We start from the raw sequence: 21766 nt of genomic DNA on the forward strand, positions 1-21766 counted from the left end.
CGTGCGGCGGGGCGGCGCGACCGGCCCCCGGCACCGGGATGCCGGGGGCCGGTCGCGTTGGCCGCCGTCAGTCCGGCTCTGCGGAGGTGAGGGCGCCGAACAGGGCCTGCACGGCTTCGACGGCGCTGCCGTCGTGGTCGCTGCCCGCCGTGCCGCTGCTGCGGTACTGGACGTTGGCGGTCCGGTCGAGCTCCAGGATGGAGTCGGCGTGGGAGTTGTCGACCACCGTGATCAGACTCCCGCCGGCCGCTGCGGGCGCGGCCGCCGCACCGAGCAGGACCGCCGCGAGCACCGGGACGGCCGCTCGCCCCCGCCCGCCCTGCCGGCGGCTCACACCCCCACCCGCTCGGGAACCGGGCGCAGCCGGGCCACGTTGTCCTCCAGGAGCCGGGTAGCGGTGGCGACACCGATCCCGCCGTCGGCGGTCACGAGGGGCAGCCGCCCGTCGTTCCGCCGCAGGTCGCGCAGGGCCGCGTCCATCGCCTCGTGGGCCGCGAAGAGGCAGGGCGTGCTGTAGATCGCCACGTCCACCCCGAGTTCGGCCAGCTCACCGAGCGAGAGCCGCGGCGACTTCCCGCCCGCCAGCTGGTTGAAGAGCAGCGGCTTGTCGCCGACCACCTCCCGGATCCGTCGGATCCACTCCACGCTGCGCACCCCGTCGACCAGGACCACGTCGGCGTCGGTGGCCGCCAGGCGCTCGGCCCGGTGCAGGATGTCGGCCTCCTCGGTGGCGTCCGTACGGGCCACCACGACCATGTCCTGGCGGACGGCCAGCACCATCTCCAACTTGTCGAGGTACTCCTGGAGGGGCAACACCTGCTTGCCGTCGGCGTGCCCGCACCGGCGGGGACGCCGCTGGTCCTCCAGGATCACCCCGGAGGCCCCGATGCGCTCCAGCCCCTCGACGACGTGGCAGGCCACCTCCGGGTCCGCGTAGCCGTCGTCGATGTCCACGAGCAGGTGGTGCCCGGGGAAAGCGCCGCGCAGCCGCTGGACGAAGGCGACCATGTCCGGCCAGGCGATGAACCCGATGTCCGGCAGCCCGTAGTAGGACGCGGCGAAGCCGAAGCCGGAGACGAACATCCCGTCGTAGTGCCGGGCCGCGATGGACGCCGAGTACATGTCGTACACGCCGATCAGGGGGGTGGTTCCCGGCGCGGCGATCTGTTCCCGCAACTTGTTCCCGTAGGTCAAGGCCTGACTCCTCGTCATGGTGAAGCAGCACAGAGACGTGGCGGGACCGCCGCAACACGACGGTCCTTTACCAAAGCCCGATGGTTTCGTGGGAGAACCCGGAAACTCCTGAGGCGAGCGCTTTACTCACTCTCCAGGGGGAGCGTTTTCACCAGAGAAACGTCACTGGGCGCCTCAGCCGAGGACCGCTGCTCACCCGGCGAGCGGACCACCAGCAGGCCACCCCTCCGCTTCAGCGGTCGTCGCGCATGTCGTCCAGGTCTCCCTCGCTCAGCTCGTGCATGACGTCGCGCATGGTCGCGTCCTCCCGGCCGCGCTCGTGCGCGACCTCGTCGGGGCTGCGCGGCCGGCCGCCCGTCTTCAGCTGGTCCGGGTCCGGCGACCGTCCGCGGATCCGTTCCCTGTCCTGCCTGTCGCTGTCGCCGCCCATGGCCTTTCACACTCCCAGCTCGTCCCCCGCAGCCGCAGCGCATGCAGCCACTGCGTCACTGCTGCAGCCACTGCGTCACTGCGCGGGCGCACCGCTCGGCGGCGGCCGTCGCCTCCGCCGCCCGGCGCCTAACCGTTCCTCCGCCCGCCAAACCTGCGGCCCGTCCTGCTCCCGGTCCAGCTCCCGTTCCGCACGTCGGCCAGCACGGAAGGCGTGGCATCAAGCCGGGGCCGGGTCGCCTCGACCACCGTCCCGGACGTCCTTCGCCCAGGCCGAGGGGTGGCTCCGTACTCACGGACCCGGCTCCTGCACGGGCTCCGCCCGTCACGGCATCCACACCATCGTCGGACCCGGCCGGCCGTCACAAGGCCAGCATGATGCCGTAGGCGAGGAAGAACAGGGCGACGATGAGGGCGAGCACCACGATGATCGCGAGCGGGCCGCCCGCCCAGCCCCGCTTCAGGGGACGGTGCGGGCCGGCACCCGTGCCGGTGCTCGCCTCGCCCGGCGGTGTCTCGCCCGGGGGCACACTGCCGCCCGGCGTCAGTCCCGGTGTCCGCCGCGGGTCGGGGTCCGGGTTGCTAGGGGGATGGTCTCTGTTCATGCCCGGCGCCTCCCCCCGGAGGCCGCGGGTATGCACCGGCGGTGGAACCGTTCGGGCGGGCCGCGGCAGTGAGCTCAAGCCCGACCGCACGCGTGCCGATGCAGAGGGGGCAAGGGGCACGCCGGGGCCCAGCCGCCGACCGCCAGGAGCCACTCGTGCCGGAATCCGGGCCCGGTCTCGACGCCTTCAACGCCGCGCTGGACGGACCCGTGTACGTGGTCACGGCCGCGTCCGGCGGCAGGCGCGGCGGGTGCCTGGTCGGGTTCGCCTCCCAGTGCTCGATCGACCCGCCCCGCTTCGTCGTCTGGCTGTCGACCGCGAACCACACCCACACGGTCGCGCGCGGGGCGCAGTACCTCACCGTGCACCTGCTGCGTCGGGACCAGCGGGCCCTCGCGGAGCTCTTCGGCGGCCAGACCGGAGACCGCGTGGACAAGTTCGCCCGCACCGGCTGGCGGCCCGGCCACGCGGGGAGCCCGGTGCTGACGGACGCGGCCGACTGGTTCACCGGCCGGATCGAAGGCGTGTTCGCGGGCGGCGATCACGAGGGCTTCCTCCTGGCCCCGGTCCAAGAGTCTCCGTCCCCGCCGGCCCCCGGCCCGGTCGTCCCGCCCCTGCGGTACGCCGATGTACGGGACCTGGAGCCCGGCCACCCGGCCTGACCGCCGTCCCCCCGTCAGGCGGCGGGCGGGAGCGGGAGGCGCAGGGCCGATTCGTTCCGGTCCCAGGCCGCCGTGACGTGCGCGTCGAGCCGCTCTTCCAGCAGGACCGTCGCCGCGCAGCCGAAGGCCACGTCGGCCTCCAGCGCGGGTTCGTCGGCGAGCAGCCCGCCGACGACCTCGCGGCGCACCACCTGCTCGTGGACCGCGTCGGCCTCGACGTGCTCGGCGTAGAAGCGTTCGGCGGCCGGGCCCGCGCCGCACCGCCGCATCGCGTGCAGCAGGCGCCGGGACCCCGGCGAGGAGGTGATCTCCACACAGGCGAAATGGCCGACCAGGGCGCCGCGCAGGGCCCGGTGCAGGCCGAAGAGCGACATCAGGTTGACGGTGGCGAGCAGGACCGCCGGAGCGTGTTTCAGGTACCTGCCGTACGCGGGATCGAGGCCGAGGTCGGTCATCAGGTCGGCGAACAACCGTGCATGGATGTCCTCGGCGCGTCCGGCGCCGAACTCGTCGTACTCGACAGCGGCCATGCCGGCCTTGGCCCGACCGGTCAACCGCGGGACGACCCACAGGTGGGGGTCCGCTTCCTTGAGGTGGTAGAGGGAGCGCAGGGCGGCGTACTCGCGCAGCTGCCAGAGCGAACCCCGCTGTTCCAGGTAGTGGCTGGTGCTGCCGGCCGGTTCTGCGGACTCCACCAGGAGGGGACCGAAGGCGTCCGCGACGCTGTCCGGCCCGCCGCCCAGTTCGCCCCGCAGGGCGTCGAGGAACGCGGTCTCCAGGAGCCGTCGCAGCTGCAGCAGGTGCGGGTCCCACTCCCGTTCGTCGACGGCCTCGCGGAATCCCCGGTAGTGCAGTTCGTACAGCAGGTACAGCGCGAGCTGGAGGTCCTCGCCCCACGGATCGGCGCGCGTGGCGGCCGCGCGGGAGTACGCGGGCGGCCGGCCGCCGCGCAGGGCGTCCACCACGGCCTGCGACAGCTCTCCGCGCCCCGGCACGAGGCCGGGTCGTCGCCCGTTCACGGTCCGCTCCCGTCGTCGGAGGGCGCCGCCGGGCCCCGGCGGCGCGGGCGGTGGCTGGTGTCGCACCAGGGCAGGTTCCGGCTGCGGCGGCAGGTGCAGACCGCGACCGTGAAGCGGTCCGAGCGGGCGACCGTACCGTCCTCCAGCACGATCTCCACCGGGCCCTCGATCAGCACGGGGCCCTGGGGGACCACCGTCACACGGCGGGCGGGACTCGTCACGGGGGCGGCTGCGGTTTCGGCCGCGGATGCGGTCGGGGAAACCGGGCGGTGTTCAGGCGCGTCGGGCACGGATGACCACCAGCTCTTCCCACTGCTCGCCCGCGCCCGCCAGGCCGTGGCTCTCCAGCCAGGTACGCCGTGAGCGCAGCACCGGACCCCACGGCACGGCCGTGCGCAGTAGGACCCCCGCACTGAGTCCGGCCCGTTCCAGGCGCCGCACGGTGGCACGCGGCCCGCACATGCCGGACTGCACGATCAGGAGCACACCGCCCGGCCGCAGCACGGCCGGAGCCCAGGCACAGATCCGGTCGATGATCTGCCGCCCGGTCGGCCCTGCGTCCCAGGACCGGGCGGCGCCGCGGAGCGGTAGCCGCGGGTCGGGGGAAGGGACGTACGGCGGATTGGCCAGGACCAGATCGAACCGCCGGCCGCGGGTACGGGCGGCGAAGTCCCCGTGCAGCACCCGCAGCGGCAGCCGCCGCCGCAGCGCGTTGGCGTACGCGGTGAGGACGGCCGGCCAGGAGACGTCGACCGCGGTGACGCTCGCCCCCCTGCCGGCCGCGCGGAGGGCGAGGGCCCCGGTTCCGGTGCCGACCTCCATCACCGTCGTGCCGGGTCCCAGCTCCTCCCGGTCGAGGGCTGCGGCCAGGAGCCGGGTGTCCGCCTGGGGACGGTAGACCCCCGGCGGGGCGAACAGCCGTGGCGAGGGTGCCGGGGCCCGCCCGACGGCCGGTGCGGTGTGCTGCGTCATGACACGGCGACTACCCGGAACCCGCCCGGCCATTCCGCCCCACTACTCCCGCCGGGGTGCGATCGCGGTTTCCCGGCATGACGTGCGGGCGACGGGGCAGGCGCGAACCAAGTGGCGTCCGGGCGACCGTCCCGGACCGCAGGACGGGAGGTACCCCAATGGGACACGGTGGAGACGTCGTCGAGGAACTCACCACCGATCACGACGAGGTGAAGGACTACTTCGCGCAACTGCGCAGCACCACCGAGGGCCAGCAGCGGCGACAGGTCGCCGACCTGCTGACCATCGAACTGGTCCGCCACTCGGTGGCGGAGGAGCAGTACCTCTACCCCGCCGTCCGCGAGCACCTCGACGGCGGCGACCGGATCGCCGACAAGGAGATCGCCGACCACACCCGGACGGAGCAGATGCTCAAGGAGCTGGAGGAACTGGACCCCGCCGGCCCCGAGTTCGACCGGCGCGTGGACGAACTGCACACCGAGGTCCTCGCCCACATCAAGGACGAGGAGGAGAACCTCTTCCCGGCCCTGCGGCACAACTGCCCCCAGCAGGTCCTGGACGACCTCGGCGACAGGATCCGGCGCGCGAAGAAGCTCGCACCGACCCGCCCGCACCCCGGCAGCCCGTCCACCCCGCCCGCCAACAAGCTGCTCGCCCCGGGCCTCGGCCTGGTCGACCGGGCACGGGACCTCGTGACCGGCCGCGGCAAGGCGTCCTGAACCGTCGCCGTCGCCGCGGCGCCACCCACGAAGGTACGGAAGACACGGAAGGAGAGGGCCATGCCCCGCGGCTCTTCCCCGAAGCGGGAACGACAGTACGAGCACATCAAGGAGTCCGCGCTGGACCGAGGCGAGTCCGAGAAGCGGGCCGAGGAGATCGCCGCCCGGACGGTGAACAAGGAGCGCGCCCGCTCCGGCGAGTCGAAGACCGCCAGCCGCTCGTCCACCCAGGACATGTCCTCGTCCAAGCGCGGCGGACAGCGGTCGCACAGCGGCTCCGAAGGACCGACGAAGGAGCAGCTCTACAACGAGGCGAAGAAGCGGAACATCAAGGGCCGCTCCCAGATGGACAAGGCCGAACTCAAGGAGGCCCTGGACCGGTGACCAGGGCCTGCCGCCCTGCGTACTGCCGGCCCTGCGTGCAGCCGCCCTGCGTCCTGGTCCCCGGTCGGATGCGGCTCTGCGGGACCTGCGGAGGGCGGCGGGCGGCACTGACACGGGCGGGAGCGCTGCGGCCGGCGGAGCGTAGGTCGGGCGGGTGACGAGCTCGTACGGCCGCGGCGGTACGGCGCGCTCCCCCCGGCGCCGGGCTGCTGACCGTTCATCACCGTGCTGCCCCCCACACTGCCCGTGCAATGCGCGCCGCACCCCCTCCGGGCCGTGACCACATGCGGATCGCCGTGCCGTTCGCGAACGGGCACCTGTGTGGATCACTGGATAGACTTTCGGGTATGGAGGAGCGGCCTGTCGCGTCGATCACGCGTTCGAGCCGACATCACCGCGCCGCCGGCGGCGCCGGCCGTGAGGCGGGGTGAGGGGTGCCTGATGGGCACGGCATCGAACCTGAGCGTGTACGCGGGCGGCCGGGGGTCCGGCCTGATCGGGAAGCAGATCGCGGGCTACCGGGTCGACCGGATGCTCGGTCGCGGCGGGATGGCCGTCGTCTACTGCGCGAAGGACCTGCGTCTGGACCGTACGGTCGCGCTCAAGCTGATCGCGCCGGAGCGCGCCCGCGACGACACCTTCCGGCGCCGCTTCACGCACGAGTCGCGGGTGGCCGCCTCGATCGACCACCCGCACATCGTGCCGATCTACGAGGCGGGCGAGACCGAAGGCGTCCTCTACATCGCCATGCGGTACGTCTCCGGCCTCGACATGCGGGCCCTGCTGGACCGGGAGGGCCCGCTGCCCGTGACGACCGCCCTGCGCATCGCCGCCCAGGTGGCGTCCGCACTCGACGCGGCCCACGAGCACGACCTGGTTCACCGGGACGTCAAACCCGGGAACATCCTGGTCGCCGCGGGCACCGACAGCGACCACCCCGAGCACGTCTACCTCACGGACTTCGGGCTGACGAAGAAGTCGCTGTCGCTCACCGGCTTCACCACCGCCGGCGAGTTCGTCGGCACGCTCGACTACATGGCGCCCGAGCAGATCTCCGGCCGACCGGTCGACGGCCGGTGCGACCTCTACAGCCTCGCCTGCGTGGTGTACGAGTCCCTCACCGGCGGACCGCCCTTCGAGCGCGAGGAGGACGCGGCGCTGCTGTGGGCCCACCAGTACGATCCGCCGCCTCCGCTGACCGAGAAGCGGCCGGACATCGCGTCCGCGGCCGACGAGGTCCTGGAGAAGGCCCTGGCGAAGGTGCCGGAGGACCGCTACGACTCGTGCCTGGAATTCGTGGCCGCCCTGCGTGCCGCCACGGGTACGGCCGCCCGGCGTACGGATCTCGAATCCGGGACGGTCCACCGGTCCCGCAGGAGCGGCGCGGACGCCGAGCCCCCACCGGAGCCACCGGCCTGGGCCGCCCCGGTCTTCCGCGTCCCGTCCGGCGGGCGGCCGTCGGCGTAGAACGCGCCCTCGTTCCCGTCTGCGGTGGGCTCACAGCCCCATGGAGATGGCCAGGCGGGTCATCTCCGCCGTGGTGTTGATGCCCAGCTTGGCCCGGATGCGGCGCAGGTAGGCGTCGACCGTGTGCTTGGAGAGTCCCATGTTGCGGGCGGTCTGCACGTAGGTGCAGCCGGCGGCGATGTGGCCCAGGGCTTCCTGCTCGCGCGGGGCCAGCGTGGATGCGGCGGCTTCGGCGTTCGGGGCGGTCAGCGTGAGGCTCATGGGATTTCCTCCGACGAATCGGTTCGGTCATCTCTGCTCACACCCTCGGAAGCAGGGGATCCATACCGGAATGTCGGTATTTGTCCCTGCTCAAAAGCTTGGCGGTGCGACGTCATGGCGGTGTCCGTCGACTGTCACAGGCGTGTCACAGGGGCACCCCGCCCCGTTTCGGACCGGCAGCGCGGCGCCCGGCTGCACGGCAGCCCCGGTACGCCGCCCTCAGAAACCGACGAGCGACTGCTCGGCCCAGATGGTCTTGCCGATGGGGGCGGGCCGGGTGCCCCAGCGCTGGGCGAGCTGCGCGACCAGCAGCAGGCCCCGCCCCCCCTCGTCGAAGGTCCGGGCCCGCCGCATGTGCGGGGCGGTGCTGCTCGAATCGGAGACTTCGCAGATCAGCGTGCTGTTCTGGTGGATCAGCCGGAGCTGGATGGGCGGCTGGCCGTACCGGATGGCATTGGTGACCAGCTCGCTGACCAGCAGCTCGGTGACGAAGGAGGCTTCCTCCAGCCCCCAGGCCATCAGCTGGTCCGTGGTGTACCGGCGGGCCTGGCCCACGACGGACGGGTCCGGGGACAGGTCCCAGACGACGACCTGGTCGGCGTGCAGGGCCCGGGTCCGGGCCACGAGCAGGGCGACGTCGTCTTCGGGAGGGTGGGTCAGCAGCGCGGTCAGTACGCGGTCGCAGACCGTGTCCAGCGTGGAGGCCGGCCGGTAGAGGGCGGCGAGCATGCCGTCCAGGGCGTCGTCGATGTCGCGGTCGCGGGCCTGGAGCAGGCCGTCGGTGTACAGGGCGATGATGCTGCCCTCGGGAAGCTCCGCCTCGGCGGTCTCGAAGGGCAGGCCCCCCAGCCCCAGCGGCGGTCCGGCCGGTACGTCGATGAGGTACACGGAGCCCTCCGGGGAGACCACGGCCGGCGGGGGGTGGCCGGCCCGGGCGAGGGTGCAGCGGCGGGTCACCGGGTCGTAGACCACGTACAGGCAGGTGGTGCCGATGCCGCCGGCGGCCTCCCCGCCGGGGTCCTGCTCGCCCTCGTCCGCGGACAGGTGGATGATCAGGTCGTCGAGGTGGGTGAGCAGCTCGTCCGGGGGCAGGTCGACATCGGCCAGGGTGCGGACGGCGGTGCGCAGCCGGCCCATGGTGGCGGCCGCACGCATGCCGTGGCCGACGACGTCGCCCACGACCAGGGCCACCCGCGCGCCGGACAGCGGGATCACGTCGAACCAGTCGCCGCCCACGCCGGCCTCGGTGCCGGCGGGCAGGTAGCGGGAGGCGATCTCCAGCGCCGCCTGCTCGGGCAGCGTGTGCGGGAGCAGGCTGCGCTGGAGGGTCATGGTGGTGGTGTGCTCGCGGGGTTGCCGACCCGCGCTGTGGATGCCGGCGGCCGCCCTCTGCCCGAGTTCCTCGGCCAGCCACAGGTCCTCCGGCTGGAACGGCTCCCGGTGCAGCTGCCGGCCGAAGAGCGCCACACCGAGCGTGGTGCTACCGGCCCGCATCGGCACCACCATCATCGAGTGGGTCCCGTACTCGCCGATCCAGGCGGTCCCGGCGTCCTGGTCCGCCCACCGGGCGACGGCCGGGTCGCCCGCCCCGTACACGGCGCCGCGGCCCGCGGCCAGGCACGCGGCGGGAGGCGACAGCGGCGGGTAGACGGTCGTCTCCCCGACCGCGACCCGTGACTCCGGGCCCCCTTCGAGAACCGACCGCACCGCAGTACGGCAGACGGTGACCGGCCCCGCCCCCGGGCCGGGGGCGGGCTCGTCGCCGCGCGGGAGCGGTTCGAGCAGGTCGACGACGGCGAAGTCGGCGAGCCGGGGGACGGCGACGTCGACCAGCTCCTGCGCGGTGCGGGCGCTGTCCAGGGTCGTGCCGATGTGGGCTGCGACGTCGTTCGGCAGGTGCAAGTGCTCCCGTACGCCCTCACCGGCTCCGGTGCGGTCGTGCGCGGCCAGGCAGACGGCGCGCACCCGGCCGTCCGCATCCCGCAACGGAGCCAGCGAGGCCGCCCAACCGTGCGCCGACCCGGCAGCCGTAGGGCGGATGAAGGCGTCCACGTACTGCGCTTCCCCCGTCTCCAGTACCAGGCGCATCCGCCGCTCGGTCTCGTCGCTCACGGGATCCGGGGCGATCTCCGGCAGCCGCAGGCCGTGCATCTCGGCCTCGGTGAGCGAGAGCGTGCGCTCCATGCCTTCATTGGCCCGCACCAGCCGCAGCTCGGCATCGAAGATCGCCAGGAAGCAGGGGCACTGGGAGAACGCCCACTCCTTCAGCTCCTTCGGCTCGCCCGCGGGTGTCGCGGGCCCGCCCGGCACGGCGGAGACCACGAACCACTTGGCGGTCCCGCCGCTGGACGTCCAGCGGTGCGCGAGCAGCCCGGGTTCCAGCCGGCGGCCGTCCCGGTGCCGCAGCGCGACCTTGCCGCTCCACCTCTCCTGGTCGGGCGCGATCCTGCGTGCCGCGTCGTCGGCGGCATCGGCGAGCAGCCGGTCGGCGGGCAGCCCCACGACCTCGGAGGGCACGTAGCCGAGCAGTCGGGTGGCACCCTCGCTCCACTCCGTCACGACGCCCTGCTCGTTGATGGTGGCCGTGGCCGTGTACGACTGCTGGGGGGAGGCGTCCGGTTCCTCGGGCCGCTCACCAGGAGAGGTGGGAAGTTGCTCCATCGCCGCTCATCTCGCCCTCGCTCGTTCCGCTACCGCTGTCCCACGGGAAACTGCACGGCCAGAGGCCCCACTGACAAGCATGATCCAGCGGGGCAAGGAGCACCAACGCAGTGCTGGCCGCCGAGGGCGGTCGGCGCCGAGGCGGACGACGGGGACGGTGGGAGCCGAAGACGCCGGAGAAGCGGGAGACGCCGAAGGGGCCCCCGCCCCCTCCGGCGTCCGCGGAGTGCTCCCGCGACCGGCGTCCGGCGGTTCCGCCCCACCCCCGTAGGAGCGGGACCACCGGACGCGGTGCGCGGCAGGGGCAGCTGCGGGCACGAGCCGGGAACCCTCCGCCCGGTGCGTACCGTGCGCCCCGGAAACGATCCTCCAATCGCGGTCCCGGAGAGGCCCAGCCCTTTCGGCCACGGCCGAAGTGCCTGGCGCAAACCTCCCTTGGGACGGGCCGGGGAAGCGGGGAGGATGTCAGCCCGACCTTCCCAGCAGCCCCGTAAGGAGGTCATCCCGTGCTGCGCATCGTGTTCACGCCCGAGGACCTCGCCAGGACCCGTATCGCGGCGACCTGGGGGCCGCTGGGGGAGACGCTCCTGTCCCTGACGACCTTGCAGCAGACCCAGGAACGGGCACTGTTCGACGCCTGGCGCCGGAAGGTCGACGCGACCTCTGCCGCCCGCACGCATCCCGCCTCCGCCCTCTTCCACGAGGCCTACCTGGACCTGTTCACCGTCACCGGGGCGAAGGCCACCCTTGAGGAGGGCATCGAGGCCCTGCGCGCGGCGCGGGCGGACCACGTGCACAACGAGCTCGTCGGAGCCGTCGGCGTCCGGGCCCGCTACACGCGCTGCACGGGCCCTTGGCAGGGCACCGCATGGGGTGACATCGCGTACGACCGGGAGGACCGGGAGGAGCTGCTGTCCTACCTCCAGGACGCCCACCGCTCCGCCGTGGCGCCGTACTGGCCGCGGATCCTGTCCCGGCTGCAGGCCGAGCAGGCCGCTCACGCCCGTGTCCTCGCCGAACACGGGGTCGAGGCGATGCTGGCCGGCCTACCCCCCGGGTTCCGCTGGCGGTCCCCTGTGCTGGAGGTCGGCCGGGGAACGCTCACCGGCACCGTCGAACTGGGCGGCCGGGGTCTGCTGCTGGTCCCCTCGGCCTTCTGCCGGACCGGACCCGCCACCTACACCAGCGAGGTCGACGGGCAGGCGCCCACCGTGCTGTTCGTGCCCGTCATCCGCAGCGTCGCCGATGCCGCCACCCTGCTGACCACACCCGAGTACGGGCTCGACAAGGCCCTCATCGCCCTCCTGGGCCGTACCCGCGCCCACACCCTGGACGCGATCGGCCGGGGGCCGTGCACCACGGGGCAACTGGCCGAGCGGATCTCGGCGTCCCTGCCCACCGCCAGCGAGCAGGCCACCGTGCTCCGACAGGCGGGTCTCATCACCACCACCCGTCACGGCAGCGCGGTCATGCACGCCCTCACCCCGTTGGGTCGCGCGCTGCTGAACGGGCACCACTTCCGGGCCGCGCCCATCGGGGTCACCGTGTCGGAGCCGTGAGTCGTCGGAGCCGTGAGCTGCGGGCGTGCCGCACCGTCGTCCCCGTCCCGTCCCGTTCCGTGCCCGTTTCCGCCCGCGTCCCCGTGTGAGGGCGGGGCGCGCCCGGCCGCACGACCGCCGCGGGTCCGGTCGTCACTGCCGAGTGCCGCCCGCACCAGCGGGTGCCGGAGAGGCCATCGGCCCTCCGGCACCCGCTGGTGCGTGACTACTGCTGGTTCTCGTTGGCGGGCGGCTCGACCTGGTTCTCGTTCGGGGCGGGTGGCTCGACCTCGTTCTGGTTCGGGGCGGGTGGCTCGACCGCCGACGGGGGCGCCGGAGGCTCGGGGACGGCGGGCTCCGTCACGCGGGGCTCGGGCGCCACGCTTTCGGGCCGCGGAGCGTCAGGCGACACGGGGGCGACCGGCGAGACCGGTGCGTCCGGCGTCGCGGGCTCGACGGGCGACGCAGGCGAGGGCACCGTCTCCGCGGTCGGGGCCGCCGGCGTCTCGCTCCCGGCCTCCTTGGTCACCGGAGGCGGGGACGCAGGGGACGCAGGGGACTTGGGTGCCGGGGAGTCGGACGCGGGGGACTTGGTCACCGGGGGCCGGGACTGCGGGGATTTGGACGCGGGGGACTTGGTGCCCGGGGACGACGTGCCGGGGGACTTGGTACCCGGGGATTGCGTGCCGGGGGACTTGGTGCCCGGGGATTGCGTGCCGGGGGACTTCGTCCCCGGGGATTGCGTGGCCGGGGACTTCGTGCCCGGGGACTTCGTGCCCGGGGACCTGGTGTCCGGCGACACGGTCGCGGGGGACTTGGTGGTGGGCCAAGGCCACTTCGTCGGCGGCAGCGGCCAGTGCGTCGACGGGGGCTTGGTCCTCCTGTCGTGGCGGCCGTGGTCGCCCGAGTGCCGGCTGACCCAGGTCTTGTTCTTCGCGTCGAAGATGACGAAGATCTTGATCACCGTGGGCGCACGGTTGACGACCACGACGTCTTGCGGCCGGTAGCCGGACCAGGTGGTCCCCGTCTGCTTGGGCGTGCCCCTCTGGGGGACCGCCCGGGCCAGCGGATTGCCACAGGCGCAGCGCACCTTCGGCTCTCCGCGGCCGTCGACCAGGACGGCCGTGCCGGACTGCAGCACCGCCTGGTAACTGTTGGAAGTGCCCTTGCGGTAGCCGTGATTGGTGACCCGGGTGTCCGAGCGCAACTGCACGGGCGTCAGCGAGCGCAAGTATCCGGGAACCGCGGACGGCTGGATGTTCGTCGCGGAGGCGAAGGCGTTCTGCCTGCTCGCATCCGCGGTCATGTAGCGGACCTGCTTCTCCACGTCGCAGGCCGCGCTCTTGCGGGTCCCGCCGTAGAGGCCGGGCTCCGCTCCCGACACGCTCCGGATGACACCGGCCTCGGTGGGCGCGGCGACCGGCGCGGCCGCCGGCAGGGCCGTGGACGTGTTCGCCGTCGACGGGGTGAACGGATCCGGCCCGGTCGAGCTCGTGGGCTGGAGGATGACCTCGCTGGCCTGGGCGGAGTCACCCGCCGGGCGGGTGAGGACGACGGCCAGGACCGTGGCGACGGCAATCGCGCTGGTGACCGCCGCGATCCGGGGCACGGACCGCCACCAGGGGTGACCTCCTTCGCCGGGCTGCCGCTCGGGACCACCGGGGCCACCGGGGCCACCGGGGCCACCGGGACCACCGGGGCCACTGGGACCGCCGGGCCCGCCCGGCCGGCCCGGCGGAGGTCCTGACGGCTGGCCGGAAAGGGGCCCGGAGGGCGGGCCCGTGGGACGCTCTGACCGCGGTTCGGAACTCACGTTCTCCCCTTCCCGCCCCAGATCGGGATGCACGTAACTCGAAAGGGTGTGAGATTCGGGCCGATTGGACCTGCTTTCACCCCATCAGCCCCCATTGTGAGCGCCGACACCGCCGGATTCGCAAGCCGAACCCGCCCAGCCACTGCCTCACGCCGTGCCCCGCACGATCGGCGGGCCCGTGCAACTCGAAGGCCGCCCCGCCCGTGTGAGCCGCTGGTGCGGTCCGGGCCGGAAGGGGCAGCTCGGCTATGGCCGGGTGCGGGGGAGCGGGCGCGGGCGTAGAGGGGCGTTCCGCTCGTCAGAGGCGCCCAATCGGGTGACGCGGCCCGGATGTGCACGACGTCCTGCGGGGTGCGGCTCGTCAACGGGGCCGCATCGCGGACGTACGGGATCCGGGCGCAGCCGGTCCGTAGCTGCGGGCTATCGCGCACCCGGCGCGGCGTCGCCCCCGCCCCGGAGACCGCCGCCCGCCCCCGCCGAGTTCTTCGCAGGACCGGAGTTGACGGGGTGTTCGAGAGCTCGACTATAGTGAACGGTGTTCACGTGAACATCGTTCACTAATGTGCGGGATTCCCCGAGAGGACACCCCCAATGCCCTTTGACGCGATCGTCGTCGGAGCCGGACCGACCGGCCTCCTGCTCGCCTGCGAACTGGCCCTCGCCGGGGTGCGCACCCTGATCGTCGAGCGCCGCGAACACCCGCAGCCCCATTCCCGGGCCCTGACCCTCCACCCCCGCAGCGTCGAACTGCTCGACCTGCGCGGGATCGCCCCGCGCTTCCTGACGCCCGGTCGGTCGGTGCCCGGCTGGCACTTCGCGGGCCTGAACACCCGGCTCGACTTCGGCACGCTCGACACCCGGCACCCGTACACCCTGTTCCTCGCCCAGGCCCGCACCGAGGCCCTGCTGGAGGAGCGGGCCCGCGCGCTCGGCGTCGACGTACGGCGGGGCCACACCGTCACCGGCGTACGCCAGGACACCGCCGGCGTCGAGGTGGGCGTACGCCTCCCCGGCGGCGCGTCGGAAACGCTGCGGGCGGCCTACGTCATCGGCTGCGACGGAGCCCGCAGTACCGTCCGCGAGTCCGCCGGAATCGGGTTCCCCGGCACCGAAGAGACCCTGACCGGCATGCTCGGCGACTTCGAGACCCTCGACACCGCGGATCCCGCCCTGCACCGGGCCCGGGAGCGCGGGCTGATCGTCGCGCCCGTCGACGACGGCGTCACCCGGCTGGTCCTCGTCGACCCGACCCGCATGCGGACCCCCTCCCACGAGCCGGTGACCCTGGACGAGTTCCGCACCTCCCTGACCGCCCTCGGCGGTGCCGACTGCGGCATCGGTCGGCCCGTCTGGCTGTCCCGCTTCGGCAACGCCACCCGGCTCGCCGAGCGCTACCGCGCGGGCCGGATCCTGCTCGCCGGTGACGCCGCCCACATCCACTTCCCCGCCGGCGGCCAAGGCCTCAACACCGGCCTCCAGGACGCCATGAACCTGGGCTGGAAGCTGGCCGCCGAGATCCACGGCTGGGCCCCGCCCGGACTGCTCGACACCTACGGAACCGAGCGCCGGCCCGTCGGCCGGGCCGTTACCGAGAACACCGAGGTCCAAACCCTGCTGCTGGAACTCGCCCTGGTGGAGCAGTACGCGCGGCCCGCCACCGCCCTGCGCACCCTCCTCGACGAACTCCTGACCATCCGGGACGTCAACCACCGCCTCGCCGACCGGGTCTCCGCCCTCGCCACCGCGTACCCGCCCGACCCCGCGTCCGGCACCGACGCACCGGCGGGCCAGCGCATGCCGGACATCGGCCTGAAGACCGCCGACGCGGAAGCCACCCGCGCCTACGAGCTCCTCCACGACGGCCGCTTCGTCGTCCTGCACCTGGCCGACCCCGGGGGCGAACCGGGCGCCGGCCGGGCGGGCCGCGTGCGCACCGTGACCGTGTCCTCCCACGACAGCCACCCCGAACTGTCCGGCCTCACCGATCTGTTGATCCGTCCCGACGGCCACATCGCCTGGGCGGGCCGCAGCACGGACCCGCAGCAGCGGCGCTCCGAGCTGTCCCACGCCCTCACCGCCTGGGCCGGGCCGCCCCCGGAGGTTCGCGAGGCCGCGTGGTGAACGCCGTTCACTAGACTGGGGGCATGACCACTCCGCCCACCCGCACCGGCCGTGGCCGGCCGCCCCGCCTCGACCCGGTCCGAACCATCGAGACCGCCCTCGCACTGCTGGACGAGGGCGGTCTCGACGCGCTCACCATGCGACGGCTCGCCGACGCGATGGGGGTGCAGGCCGGGGCGCTCTACCGGTACTTCGCCACCAAGGAGGACCTGCTGACCGCGATGGCGGAGCGCATCCTGGCACAGGTGAGCGCGCCCACCGCCGAGGAGGGCGGCTCGGCGGACTGGAGCGCACGGCTGTCGGCCCTGGCGCGGTCCCTGCGCCTGGCGCTGCTCGCCCACCGCGACGGAGCACGCGTCTTCGCCGGCACGCACTCCACCGGCCCGAACACCCTCAACCTCGCCGACTCCGGCATCGGCATCCTTCGCGGGGCCGGCTTCGACGACGCCGACGCGGCGCGGGCGCTGCTCGCCGTCGTCCACTACACCGTGGGGCACACCCTGGAGGAGCAGGCAGCCCTCAGCCCGGCCGGCGAAGCGCCCGCGGCCCCGGAGGTGTTGCGCGAGGCGGTCACCGCCGCCGGAACCTACCCGCACCTCACGGCCACCCTGCCGATCCTGACCAGCCAGGACCACGCGGACCGCTTCGAGTTCGGCCTCGGCCTGCTGACGAGGGGCCTGCTCACGCGTGCGTAGCCGCTCCGCGGACCGCTGCCCGTGTGCGGGCGGGCGCGCCCCGCGGTACGGTCGCTGTACGTGCGTGCGTTCCGCCACACCGCTGCGGCGTCGTCCGGCCGCGGGCTGCCGTGGATGCCGGCCGAGGAACGGGATCGTATGGCAAAGCACAGCACCGGCGCGGCGGCTGCCGCTGCCGCTCTCGACTGCGTGACAGCGCGGGGCCCGGCACGGAGCGTTGCCGCGCCACCGCCCGCCCGCGACGCCCGGCCCGGCCCGACCGCCGCCGCGGCGCGGTGCGGCTTGCTGGAAGTCCCCGAGGACCGTGCCCGCCCCTCCGACCGGACCGTCAAGCTGGCCGTCGCGGTCGTCCCGGCAGCCGCCGTGAAGCCCGCCGACAGCGGAAACCTCCACGACCAACCGAACCCCGCCTACCCGCAACCGGTCCGGTTCCACGCCCAGTACGTGGGGCTCCGCCACAACGGGGCACCGGCGCAGCGCCTGCCGCTGGACGTCGTCCAGAAGTGCCGGGACCGGCTGGCGGCCGACGGGATCGACCTGAGCACCCACCACACCACCGGGACCGCGGCTGACTTCGGGGTGCGTTCAGCGAGTGGGCGCCCGGGCACTCGCAGACCGACGTGCTGGACACGGGGCGCCGGACCTTTCCCCGGCTGGCCGGACGACGACCTGGCCCGGGCACCGCACCTGCCCTCCCCGTACGACGTGTGCCGCACCCGGAACGTCCCGGACCGTAGCGCCGCCCGGCGGGTGGCCACCGCCAGCGCGGATCCGACCGCACCCGACGCCGGCTGCACGGCCGGTCCCGCACCGAAGCCGTTCACCGTCACCCCGAAATGAGCGGGAGGGCAGATGGCACCCAACCCTGCGCCCCGACGCGGCCGCCGCCCCGCGCGGAGGCCCCGTACGAGGCCGACCGCAGTGGCCCTCGGGGTCCTGCTCACGGGCCTACTCGCCACACCCGCCCAACCGCAAGACGGCACCGGGCCCACCGCGAGCCCCAAAGCCCCGATCGGCACGGTGGCCCGGACGGTGGGCGACGCCCGCTTCGAGCCGGGCCCCTGCCCGAAGACGGCGGAGCCGGTAGCCGAGCTCGACGAGGCCCGCTGCGGAACGCTCACCGTGCCCGAGAACCGCACCGAGCCGAACAGCCGAAAGATCACCCTCGGCGTCGCGATCGTGCCCGCGGCGACCGACGAACCGAAACCCGACCCGATCGTGTGGCTCGCCGGTGGCCCCGGCGACGACGCGGTCGGGGAGGCGAAGATGGCGATCGACGGCGGCCTGAACCGGGACCGTGACGTGATCTTCATGTCCCAGCGCGGGACGTACTCGGCCGACCCGCAGCTCACCTGCCCCAACATCGACGAGTTCAACGCACGCGCCACCGGCCTCGTCTACGGCGCACCGGCCACGGAGCGCCTGCACGTCGCCGCGACGCGGGCCTGCCGCGAGCGACTGGCCGCCCGCGGGGCCGACCTGAGCGCCTACAACGACACCGAGAGCGCCGCCGACTACGCGGACCTCCGCGCCGCCCTCGGCGTCGACCAGTGGAACGTCTTCGGCATCTCCTACGGCACCCACCTGGCGCTCATCTACATGCGCCAACACCCCGAGGGCCTCCGGTCCGTCGGCATCGACGGCATCCTGCCGCCCGCGACGGCCGGCTCCGCCCTGACCTGGAGCAGCGCAAAACAGGGCTTCGACGGCCTGTTCAAGGCCTGCGTGCAGGACCCGGCGTGCAACCGCCGCTATCCGAACCTGTCCGCCACCTTCGAGCGCCTCGTCCGGGAACTCGAAGCCGAGCCCGTCACCACCACCGTCACGCTCCCCGACAGCCAGAAGCAGGTGAAGGTCGTCCTGGACGGCGGAGCCCTGGTGAACTGGCTGACCTCCGCCACCCACGTCGCGGAGGGGGTGCCCCGATCCGTCGACGAGCTGGCCCACGGCAAACCCCAGCGGGTCGCGCAGCAGTGGGCGGCAGGCAAGTACAGCCCGCAGGCCATCGGCCGGGTCGCCCACGGGCTCGTCTACGGCGTCTTCTGCAGCGAATGGACGCCGTACGAGACCCGGGCGCAAGCACTCCGCGGCGGGCAGGACGCGTACCCGTCGTTCCCCCGCTCGGTACAGGCCCAGGCCCCACAGCTCACTTCCCTCCGCGAGGACTGCGACGTCTGGAACGTCCCCGCGGCGCCGCGCTCGATCCGGGAGGCCACGCGCAGCGACGTCCCCACCCTGGCCCTTTCGGGCGGCTTCGACGCCCAGACCGGAGCGGCCAACGGGCCGTACGTCGCCCGCACGTTGCCCCGGGCGACCGTCGTCACGGTCCCGTACGAGCCCCACGTCGTGTTCGCCACCTCGAAGTGCGCCCAGGAGATCACCGTCTCGTTCTTCGACAACCCCACCGCCCCGAACACCGCATGCCTCAACCACTTGAAGCCCCCAGAGTTCGAGATCGGCCCCTGACCCCGCAGCCGAACCGGAAGTCCCGTGGCCGGTGTCGGAGAGTGCGCACGGGGTGGACTAAACCGGTGCCCCGCGATGTTGCTGCCCCGTGGGGGCGGGGTTCGGACCCCCCGGCCTCCGTACTCACGTCACCGGTTCACCAGTCAAGGAGCGTCCGTGCCCACGATCGACGTCAATGGCACCCCCGTTCACTACACCGCGCAGGGCCATGGTCCCGGCCTGTTGTTCGTGCACGGTACGGCAGCCGACGGCGAATCCAATTTCGGCCACCTCCGTGAGCACTTCACGGATCGCCGCACCGTCATCACCCCGGACTACTCGGGCAGTGGTCGGACCCCTCTGCACGCGGACGAGCTGAGCCTGGAAGAGCTGGCGGACCAAGTGATCGGCGCGGCCCGGGCAGTGACGGACGGGCCCTTCGACGTCGTCGGCTTCTCCCTCGGTGCCGTCGTAGCGGCGGCGGCCGCGGCCAAGCACCCGGAACTCGTCCGGCGCCTCGTCGTCATCAACGGCTGGGCCCGCAACGACGACCCTCGTCAGCAGTTGGCCGTCGACCTGTGGCGGCGGCTCCCGGACGTCGACCCGGAAGCCTTCGCCGCGTACAGCGCGTTGATGATCTTCTCTCCTCCTTTCCTCGCCGGCTTCGGCAGCGAAGGCGTCAAGGCCACCGTCGCCGGGATCCGGGCCGAGCTGGGGACACTGCGTCAGATCGAACTCGACCGGCGGGTCGACATCAGCGACCTCCTGCCCTCCATCACCGCACGCACCTTGGTCATCGGCTCCACCCGGGACGCACTGATCCCCGTGGAGCACTCGCGCGAGATCCACGCAGCCGTGCCGGGCAGCGCGTACGCGGAGCTGGACAGCGGCCACATGGTCGTCTTCGAGAGGACGGCCGAACTCGTCGCGCTGCTCGGCGATTTCCTCGACCAGGACTGACCACGTGCGGCCCGCCGCTGAGGTCCCGGGGCCGGGGCGCACACCGGCCCGGGCAGCCGGGCAGCCGGGCAGCAAGGTCGCAGGGGGCCCGATCCGGCATCCAGGTGAACCCGTACGCCGTCCATGGGCGTTCCGGGGGAGGGCCGGGATCCTCGGCGGATGAACACCGATCCTCCACGGCGGACGAGAGAGGGGCGGTCGGACGGAACGGAGCGACCTCCGCAGCCGCATGAATTGCCGGTCACGGGTCGACTGACCTGTTCCGCGGGCTGCCTCTCCCGCGCGCAGAGCGCCGTTGCCGCAGCCCTCTGGCAGTACACCGACGCCCCCATCGCCAGGCCGTACTACGTCCGCGGATGCGTTCCGGAGCCGGACGACGCCGCAGTGATCGTCGCGCTGTGGACCGGCCCGAGGGCGCGGGAGAAGTGGAACCTCTTCCTGCTCGTCCCCCTCGTGTCCGGCGGCCTGCCGGTTCCGCCACGGTACGTCGTGGCGGGCCTGATGCAGCTGGGCCGCGGGACGCACGTGTTCGGGTCTTCCGGGCGACGGTACGACGGCAAACCCCTCCTCGGCGGCAGCGCTCTGGTCGAGGGGAGGGGCGAGGGCCGGCCCTGCTCGTGCGACGGTGCCGCGGAACCCCGCGGCCCGCGCGGGTTCTACTTCGAGCGCCCCGGCGAACCGAAGCACTACCCGTGACCGACCTCGTTGCGCGCCCACGTCGCATGCAGCGCCCCAGGGCGCGCCCGGTCCCCGAGGACCACTGCGTGGTCCGTCTGCAGCACGACCCGTCCCGAGCCCATGACGATGCAGTCGCCTACGTCGTCGGTCGGAGCGTCCCGGTCACGTCGTGTGCCTCAGGCCTTCGACTTGGCGTCGATCTCGGCGATCAGGCCCTCGATGAGGCCCTTGATCTCGTCGCGGATGGGGCGGACGGCCTCGACACCCTGGCCGGCCGGGTCGTCGAGCTGCCAGTCGAGGTAGGTCTTGCCGGGGAAGTAGGGGCAGGCGTCGCCGCAGCCCATGGTGATGATGTAGTCGGACGCCTGGGCGGCTTCGGGGGTGAGCACCTTGGGGGTCTGGTCGGAGATGTCGATGCCCAGCTCGGCCATGGCGGCGACGGCCGAGGGGTTGATCTGCTCGCCGGGCATGGAACCGGCGGAGCGGACCTCGACGCGGTCGCCCGCGAGGTGGCGCAGGAACCCGGCCGCCATCTGGGAGCGGCCCGCGTTGTGGATGCAGACGAACAGTACGGAGGCGGCTGGGGGTACCTCCCGGCCGCCAGGCTGGGGGAGAGCGGAGGACATCTGTTCTTCCTTGGGGTGAGACGACTGCGGTGGGCTTCTGTGGGGCTTCAGGGCAGCACGGGTTCCGGCGCGAAGCGGCCGGCGTATCGAGTGGCGAGACGGGCGGCCCCGGCGCTCCCGTTCGAAGGAGCCGAAGGGATCAACACGGGCTGGTGTCAGTCCCGACTGATGTGACAGTATCAGTCCATGATGACGTCAGTCGACACTGATCTGATCCGGGTTCTGGCCGACCCGCTCAGGCTCCGGATCGTGACCCTGCTCGCGCGCGAGACGCTCTGCACGACCCATCTCGTGGAAGAGACGGGCGCCAAGCAGACGAACCTCTCCAACCACATGAAGGTGCTGCGGGAGGCGGGGGTCGTGGAGACGGAGCCCTGCGGCAGGTACGTCTACTACCGCCTGCGCCCGGAAGTCATCGAAGCCCTCGCCGGTCAGTTCGCCGACCTCGCCCAGACCGCGCGGGCCACCGCCGAAGCGAACCTCAAGCGGTCCTGCCCTTAGCCTTCCGCGCTTTGCC

At 73.1% G+C, this 21766-nt stretch carries 23 protein-coding genes; 12 read left to right on the plus strand and 11 right to left on the minus strand.

Features of this window, described 5'->3' with window-relative positions; genetic code table 11:
• Positions 1-67 precede the first annotated feature (67 nt).
• From ACFV7Q_RS22030 to ACFV7Q_RS22045, 4 genes are all read right to left on the minus strand, one after another.
• Positions 68-334, minus strand: coding sequence for a hypothetical protein (locus ACFV7Q_RS22030; protein ID WP_385430770.1), 267 nt, complete (start codon positions 332-334; stop codon positions 68-70).
• A complete protein-coding gene (locus ACFV7Q_RS22035) occupies positions 331-1194 on the minus strand; it encodes an oxaloacetate decarboxylase (protein ID WP_385430772.1) in 864 nt (287 codons plus the stop codon). Before ACFV7Q_RS22035 ends, ACFV7Q_RS22030 begins: the two co-directional genes overlap by 4 nt.
• Positions 1195-1426: 232 nt before the next feature.
• Entirely contained in the window at positions 1427-1624 is a 198-nt protein-coding gene (locus ACFV7Q_RS22040) for a hypothetical protein (protein ID WP_385430774.1), read from the minus strand.
• 361 nt (positions 1625-1985) lie between these two features.
• Positions 1986-2228 (minus strand): DUF6480 family protein, encoded by a 243-nt coding sequence (locus ACFV7Q_RS22045; RefSeq protein WP_385430776.1) that lies wholly within the window; start codon positions 2226-2228, stop codon positions 1986-1988.
• 155 nt (positions 2229-2383) lie between these two features.
• Here ACFV7Q_RS22045 and ACFV7Q_RS22050 point away from each other — a divergent pair, with 155 nt between their 5' ends.
• Entirely contained in the window at positions 2384-2890 is a 507-nt protein-coding gene (locus ACFV7Q_RS22050; protein ID WP_385430778.1) for a flavin reductase family protein, read from the plus strand.
• Between the two features lie 14 nt (positions 2891-2904).
• Here the strand turns inward: ACFV7Q_RS22050 and ACFV7Q_RS22055 are convergent, their stop codons facing one another.
• The 3 genes from ACFV7Q_RS22055 to ACFV7Q_RS22065 are packed head-to-tail and all read right to left on the minus strand — an operon-like array spanning position 2905 to position 4881.
• Positions 2905-3909 carry an iron-containing redox enzyme family protein gene (locus ACFV7Q_RS22055; RefSeq protein ID WP_385430780.1) on the minus strand — a complete coding sequence of 335 codons (1005 nt, stop codon included), beginning with the start codon at positions 3907-3909 and terminating at the stop codon, positions 2905-2907.
• Positions 3906-4130 (minus strand): CDGSH iron-sulfur domain-containing protein, encoded by a 225-nt coding sequence (locus ACFV7Q_RS22060; protein ID WP_385430782.1) that lies wholly within the window; start codon positions 4128-4130, stop codon positions 3906-3908. The genes ACFV7Q_RS22055 and ACFV7Q_RS22060 overlap by 4 nt, the downstream gene beginning before the upstream one ends.
• Before the next feature lie 52 nt (positions 4131-4182).
• Positions 4183-4881, minus strand: a complete 699-nt coding sequence (locus ACFV7Q_RS22065; RefSeq protein WP_385430784.1) for a HemK2/MTQ2 family protein methyltransferase — start codon at positions 4879-4881, stop codon at positions 4183-4185.
• 158 nt (positions 4882-5039) lie between these two features.
• Between ACFV7Q_RS22065 and ACFV7Q_RS22070 the strand changes: the two genes are divergently transcribed.
• The 3 genes from ACFV7Q_RS22070 (at position 5040) to ACFV7Q_RS22080 (ending at position 7451) form a co-directional block, all read left to right on the plus strand.
• Complete coding sequence (locus ACFV7Q_RS22070; protein ID WP_385430786.1) at positions 5040-5600, plus strand: hemerythrin domain-containing protein; 561 nt, start codon at positions 5040-5042, stop codon at positions 5598-5600.
• A gap of 60 nt (positions 5601-5660) precedes the next feature.
• Positions 5661-5984 (plus strand): plasmid stabilization protein, encoded by a 324-nt coding sequence (locus tag ACFV7Q_RS22075; RefSeq protein ID WP_385430788.1) that lies wholly within the window; start codon positions 5661-5663, stop codon positions 5982-5984.
• 441 nt (positions 5985-6425) lie between these two features.
• Positions 6426-7451: a serine/threonine-protein kinase gene (locus ACFV7Q_RS22080; protein ID WP_385430789.1), complete on the plus strand. Its 1026-nt coding sequence runs from the start codon at positions 6426-6428 to the stop codon at positions 7449-7451.
• Between the two features lie 30 nt (positions 7452-7481).
• Here ACFV7Q_RS22080 and ACFV7Q_RS22085 read toward each other — a convergent pair whose 3' ends face one another.
• Together ACFV7Q_RS22085 and ACFV7Q_RS22090 are read right to left on the minus strand one after the other, a co-directional pair.
• Positions 7482-7712, minus strand: a complete 231-nt coding sequence (locus ACFV7Q_RS22085; RefSeq protein ID WP_385430790.1) for a response regulator transcription factor — start codon at positions 7710-7712, stop codon at positions 7482-7484.
• A 219-nt stretch (positions 7713-7931) separates the two neighbouring features.
• Entirely contained in the window at positions 7932-10373 is a 2442-nt protein-coding gene (locus tag ACFV7Q_RS22090; protein ID WP_385430792.1) for a SpoIIE family protein phosphatase, read from the minus strand.
• 506 nt (positions 10374-10879) lie between these two features.
• Between ACFV7Q_RS22090 and ACFV7Q_RS22095 the strand changes: the two genes are divergently transcribed.
• Positions 10880-11932, plus strand: coding sequence for an ArsR/SmtB family transcription factor (locus ACFV7Q_RS22095; protein ID WP_385430793.1), 1053 nt, complete (start codon positions 10880-10882; stop codon positions 11930-11932).
• Positions 11933-12137: 205 nt separating this feature from the next.
• Here the strand turns inward: ACFV7Q_RS22095 and ACFV7Q_RS22100 are convergent, their stop codons facing one another.
• A complete protein-coding gene (locus tag ACFV7Q_RS22100; protein ID WP_385430795.1) occupies positions 12138-13520 on the minus strand; it encodes a DUF6777 domain-containing protein in 1383 nt (460 codons plus the stop codon).
• Between the two features lie 795 nt (positions 13521-14315).
• Here ACFV7Q_RS22100 and ACFV7Q_RS22105 point away from each other — a divergent pair.
• The 6 genes from ACFV7Q_RS22105 to ACFV7Q_RS22130 all read left to right on the plus strand — a co-directional run bounded on the left by ACFV7Q_RS22105 (position 14316) and on the right by ACFV7Q_RS22130 (position 20641).
• Positions 14316-15845 (plus strand): monooxygenase, encoded by a 1530-nt coding sequence (locus tag ACFV7Q_RS22105; RefSeq protein ID WP_385430797.1) that lies wholly within the window; start codon positions 14316-14318, stop codon positions 15843-15845.
• Positions 15846-15868: 23 nt separating this feature from the next.
• Positions 15869-16540, plus strand: a complete 672-nt coding sequence (locus ACFV7Q_RS22110) for a TetR/AcrR family transcriptional regulator (RefSeq protein WP_385430799.1) — start codon at positions 15869-15871, stop codon at positions 16538-16540.
• Positions 16541-16678: 138 nt separating this feature from the next.
• Complete coding sequence (locus ACFV7Q_RS22115) at positions 16679-17380, plus strand: hypothetical protein (RefSeq protein ID WP_385430801.1); 702 nt, start codon at positions 16679-16681, stop codon at positions 17378-17380.
• Between the two features lie 12 nt (positions 17381-17392).
• Positions 17393-19006: an alpha/beta fold hydrolase gene (locus tag ACFV7Q_RS22120; RefSeq protein WP_385430803.1), complete on the plus strand. Its 1614-nt coding sequence runs from the start codon at positions 17393-17395 to the stop codon at positions 19004-19006.
• A gap of 156 nt (positions 19007-19162) precedes the next feature.
• Positions 19163-19945 (plus strand): alpha/beta fold hydrolase, encoded by a 783-nt coding sequence (locus tag ACFV7Q_RS22125; protein WP_385430804.1) that lies wholly within the window; start codon positions 19163-19165, stop codon positions 19943-19945.
• Positions 19946-20179: 234 nt separating this feature from the next.
• The gene (locus ACFV7Q_RS22130; protein ID WP_385430806.1) at positions 20180-20641 is read left to right on the plus strand and encodes a hypothetical protein; all 462 of its coding nucleotides are present in this window, start codon (positions 20180-20182) and stop codon (positions 20639-20641) included.
• 158 nt (positions 20642-20799) lie between these two features.
• Here ACFV7Q_RS22130 and ACFV7Q_RS22135 read toward each other — a convergent pair whose 3' ends face one another.
• Positions 20800-21249 (minus strand): arsenate reductase ArsC, encoded by a 450-nt coding sequence (locus ACFV7Q_RS22135; RefSeq protein ID WP_385430808.1) that lies wholly within the window; start codon positions 21247-21249, stop codon positions 20800-20802.
• A 186-nt stretch (positions 21250-21435) separates the two neighbouring features.
• Here ACFV7Q_RS22135 and ACFV7Q_RS22140 point away from each other — a divergent pair, with 186 nt between their 5' ends.
• Positions 21436-21750 (plus strand): ArsR/SmtB family transcription factor, encoded by a 315-nt coding sequence (locus tag ACFV7Q_RS22140; RefSeq protein WP_385430810.1) that lies wholly within the window; start codon positions 21436-21438, stop codon positions 21748-21750.
• Positions 21751-21766 lie beyond the last annotated feature (16 nt).

Origin of the sequence: Streptomyces sp. NPDC059851, assembly GCF_042732005.1 — a bacterium.
Lineage (GTDB): Bacteria > Actinomycetota > Actinomycetes > Streptomycetales > Streptomycetaceae > Streptomyces.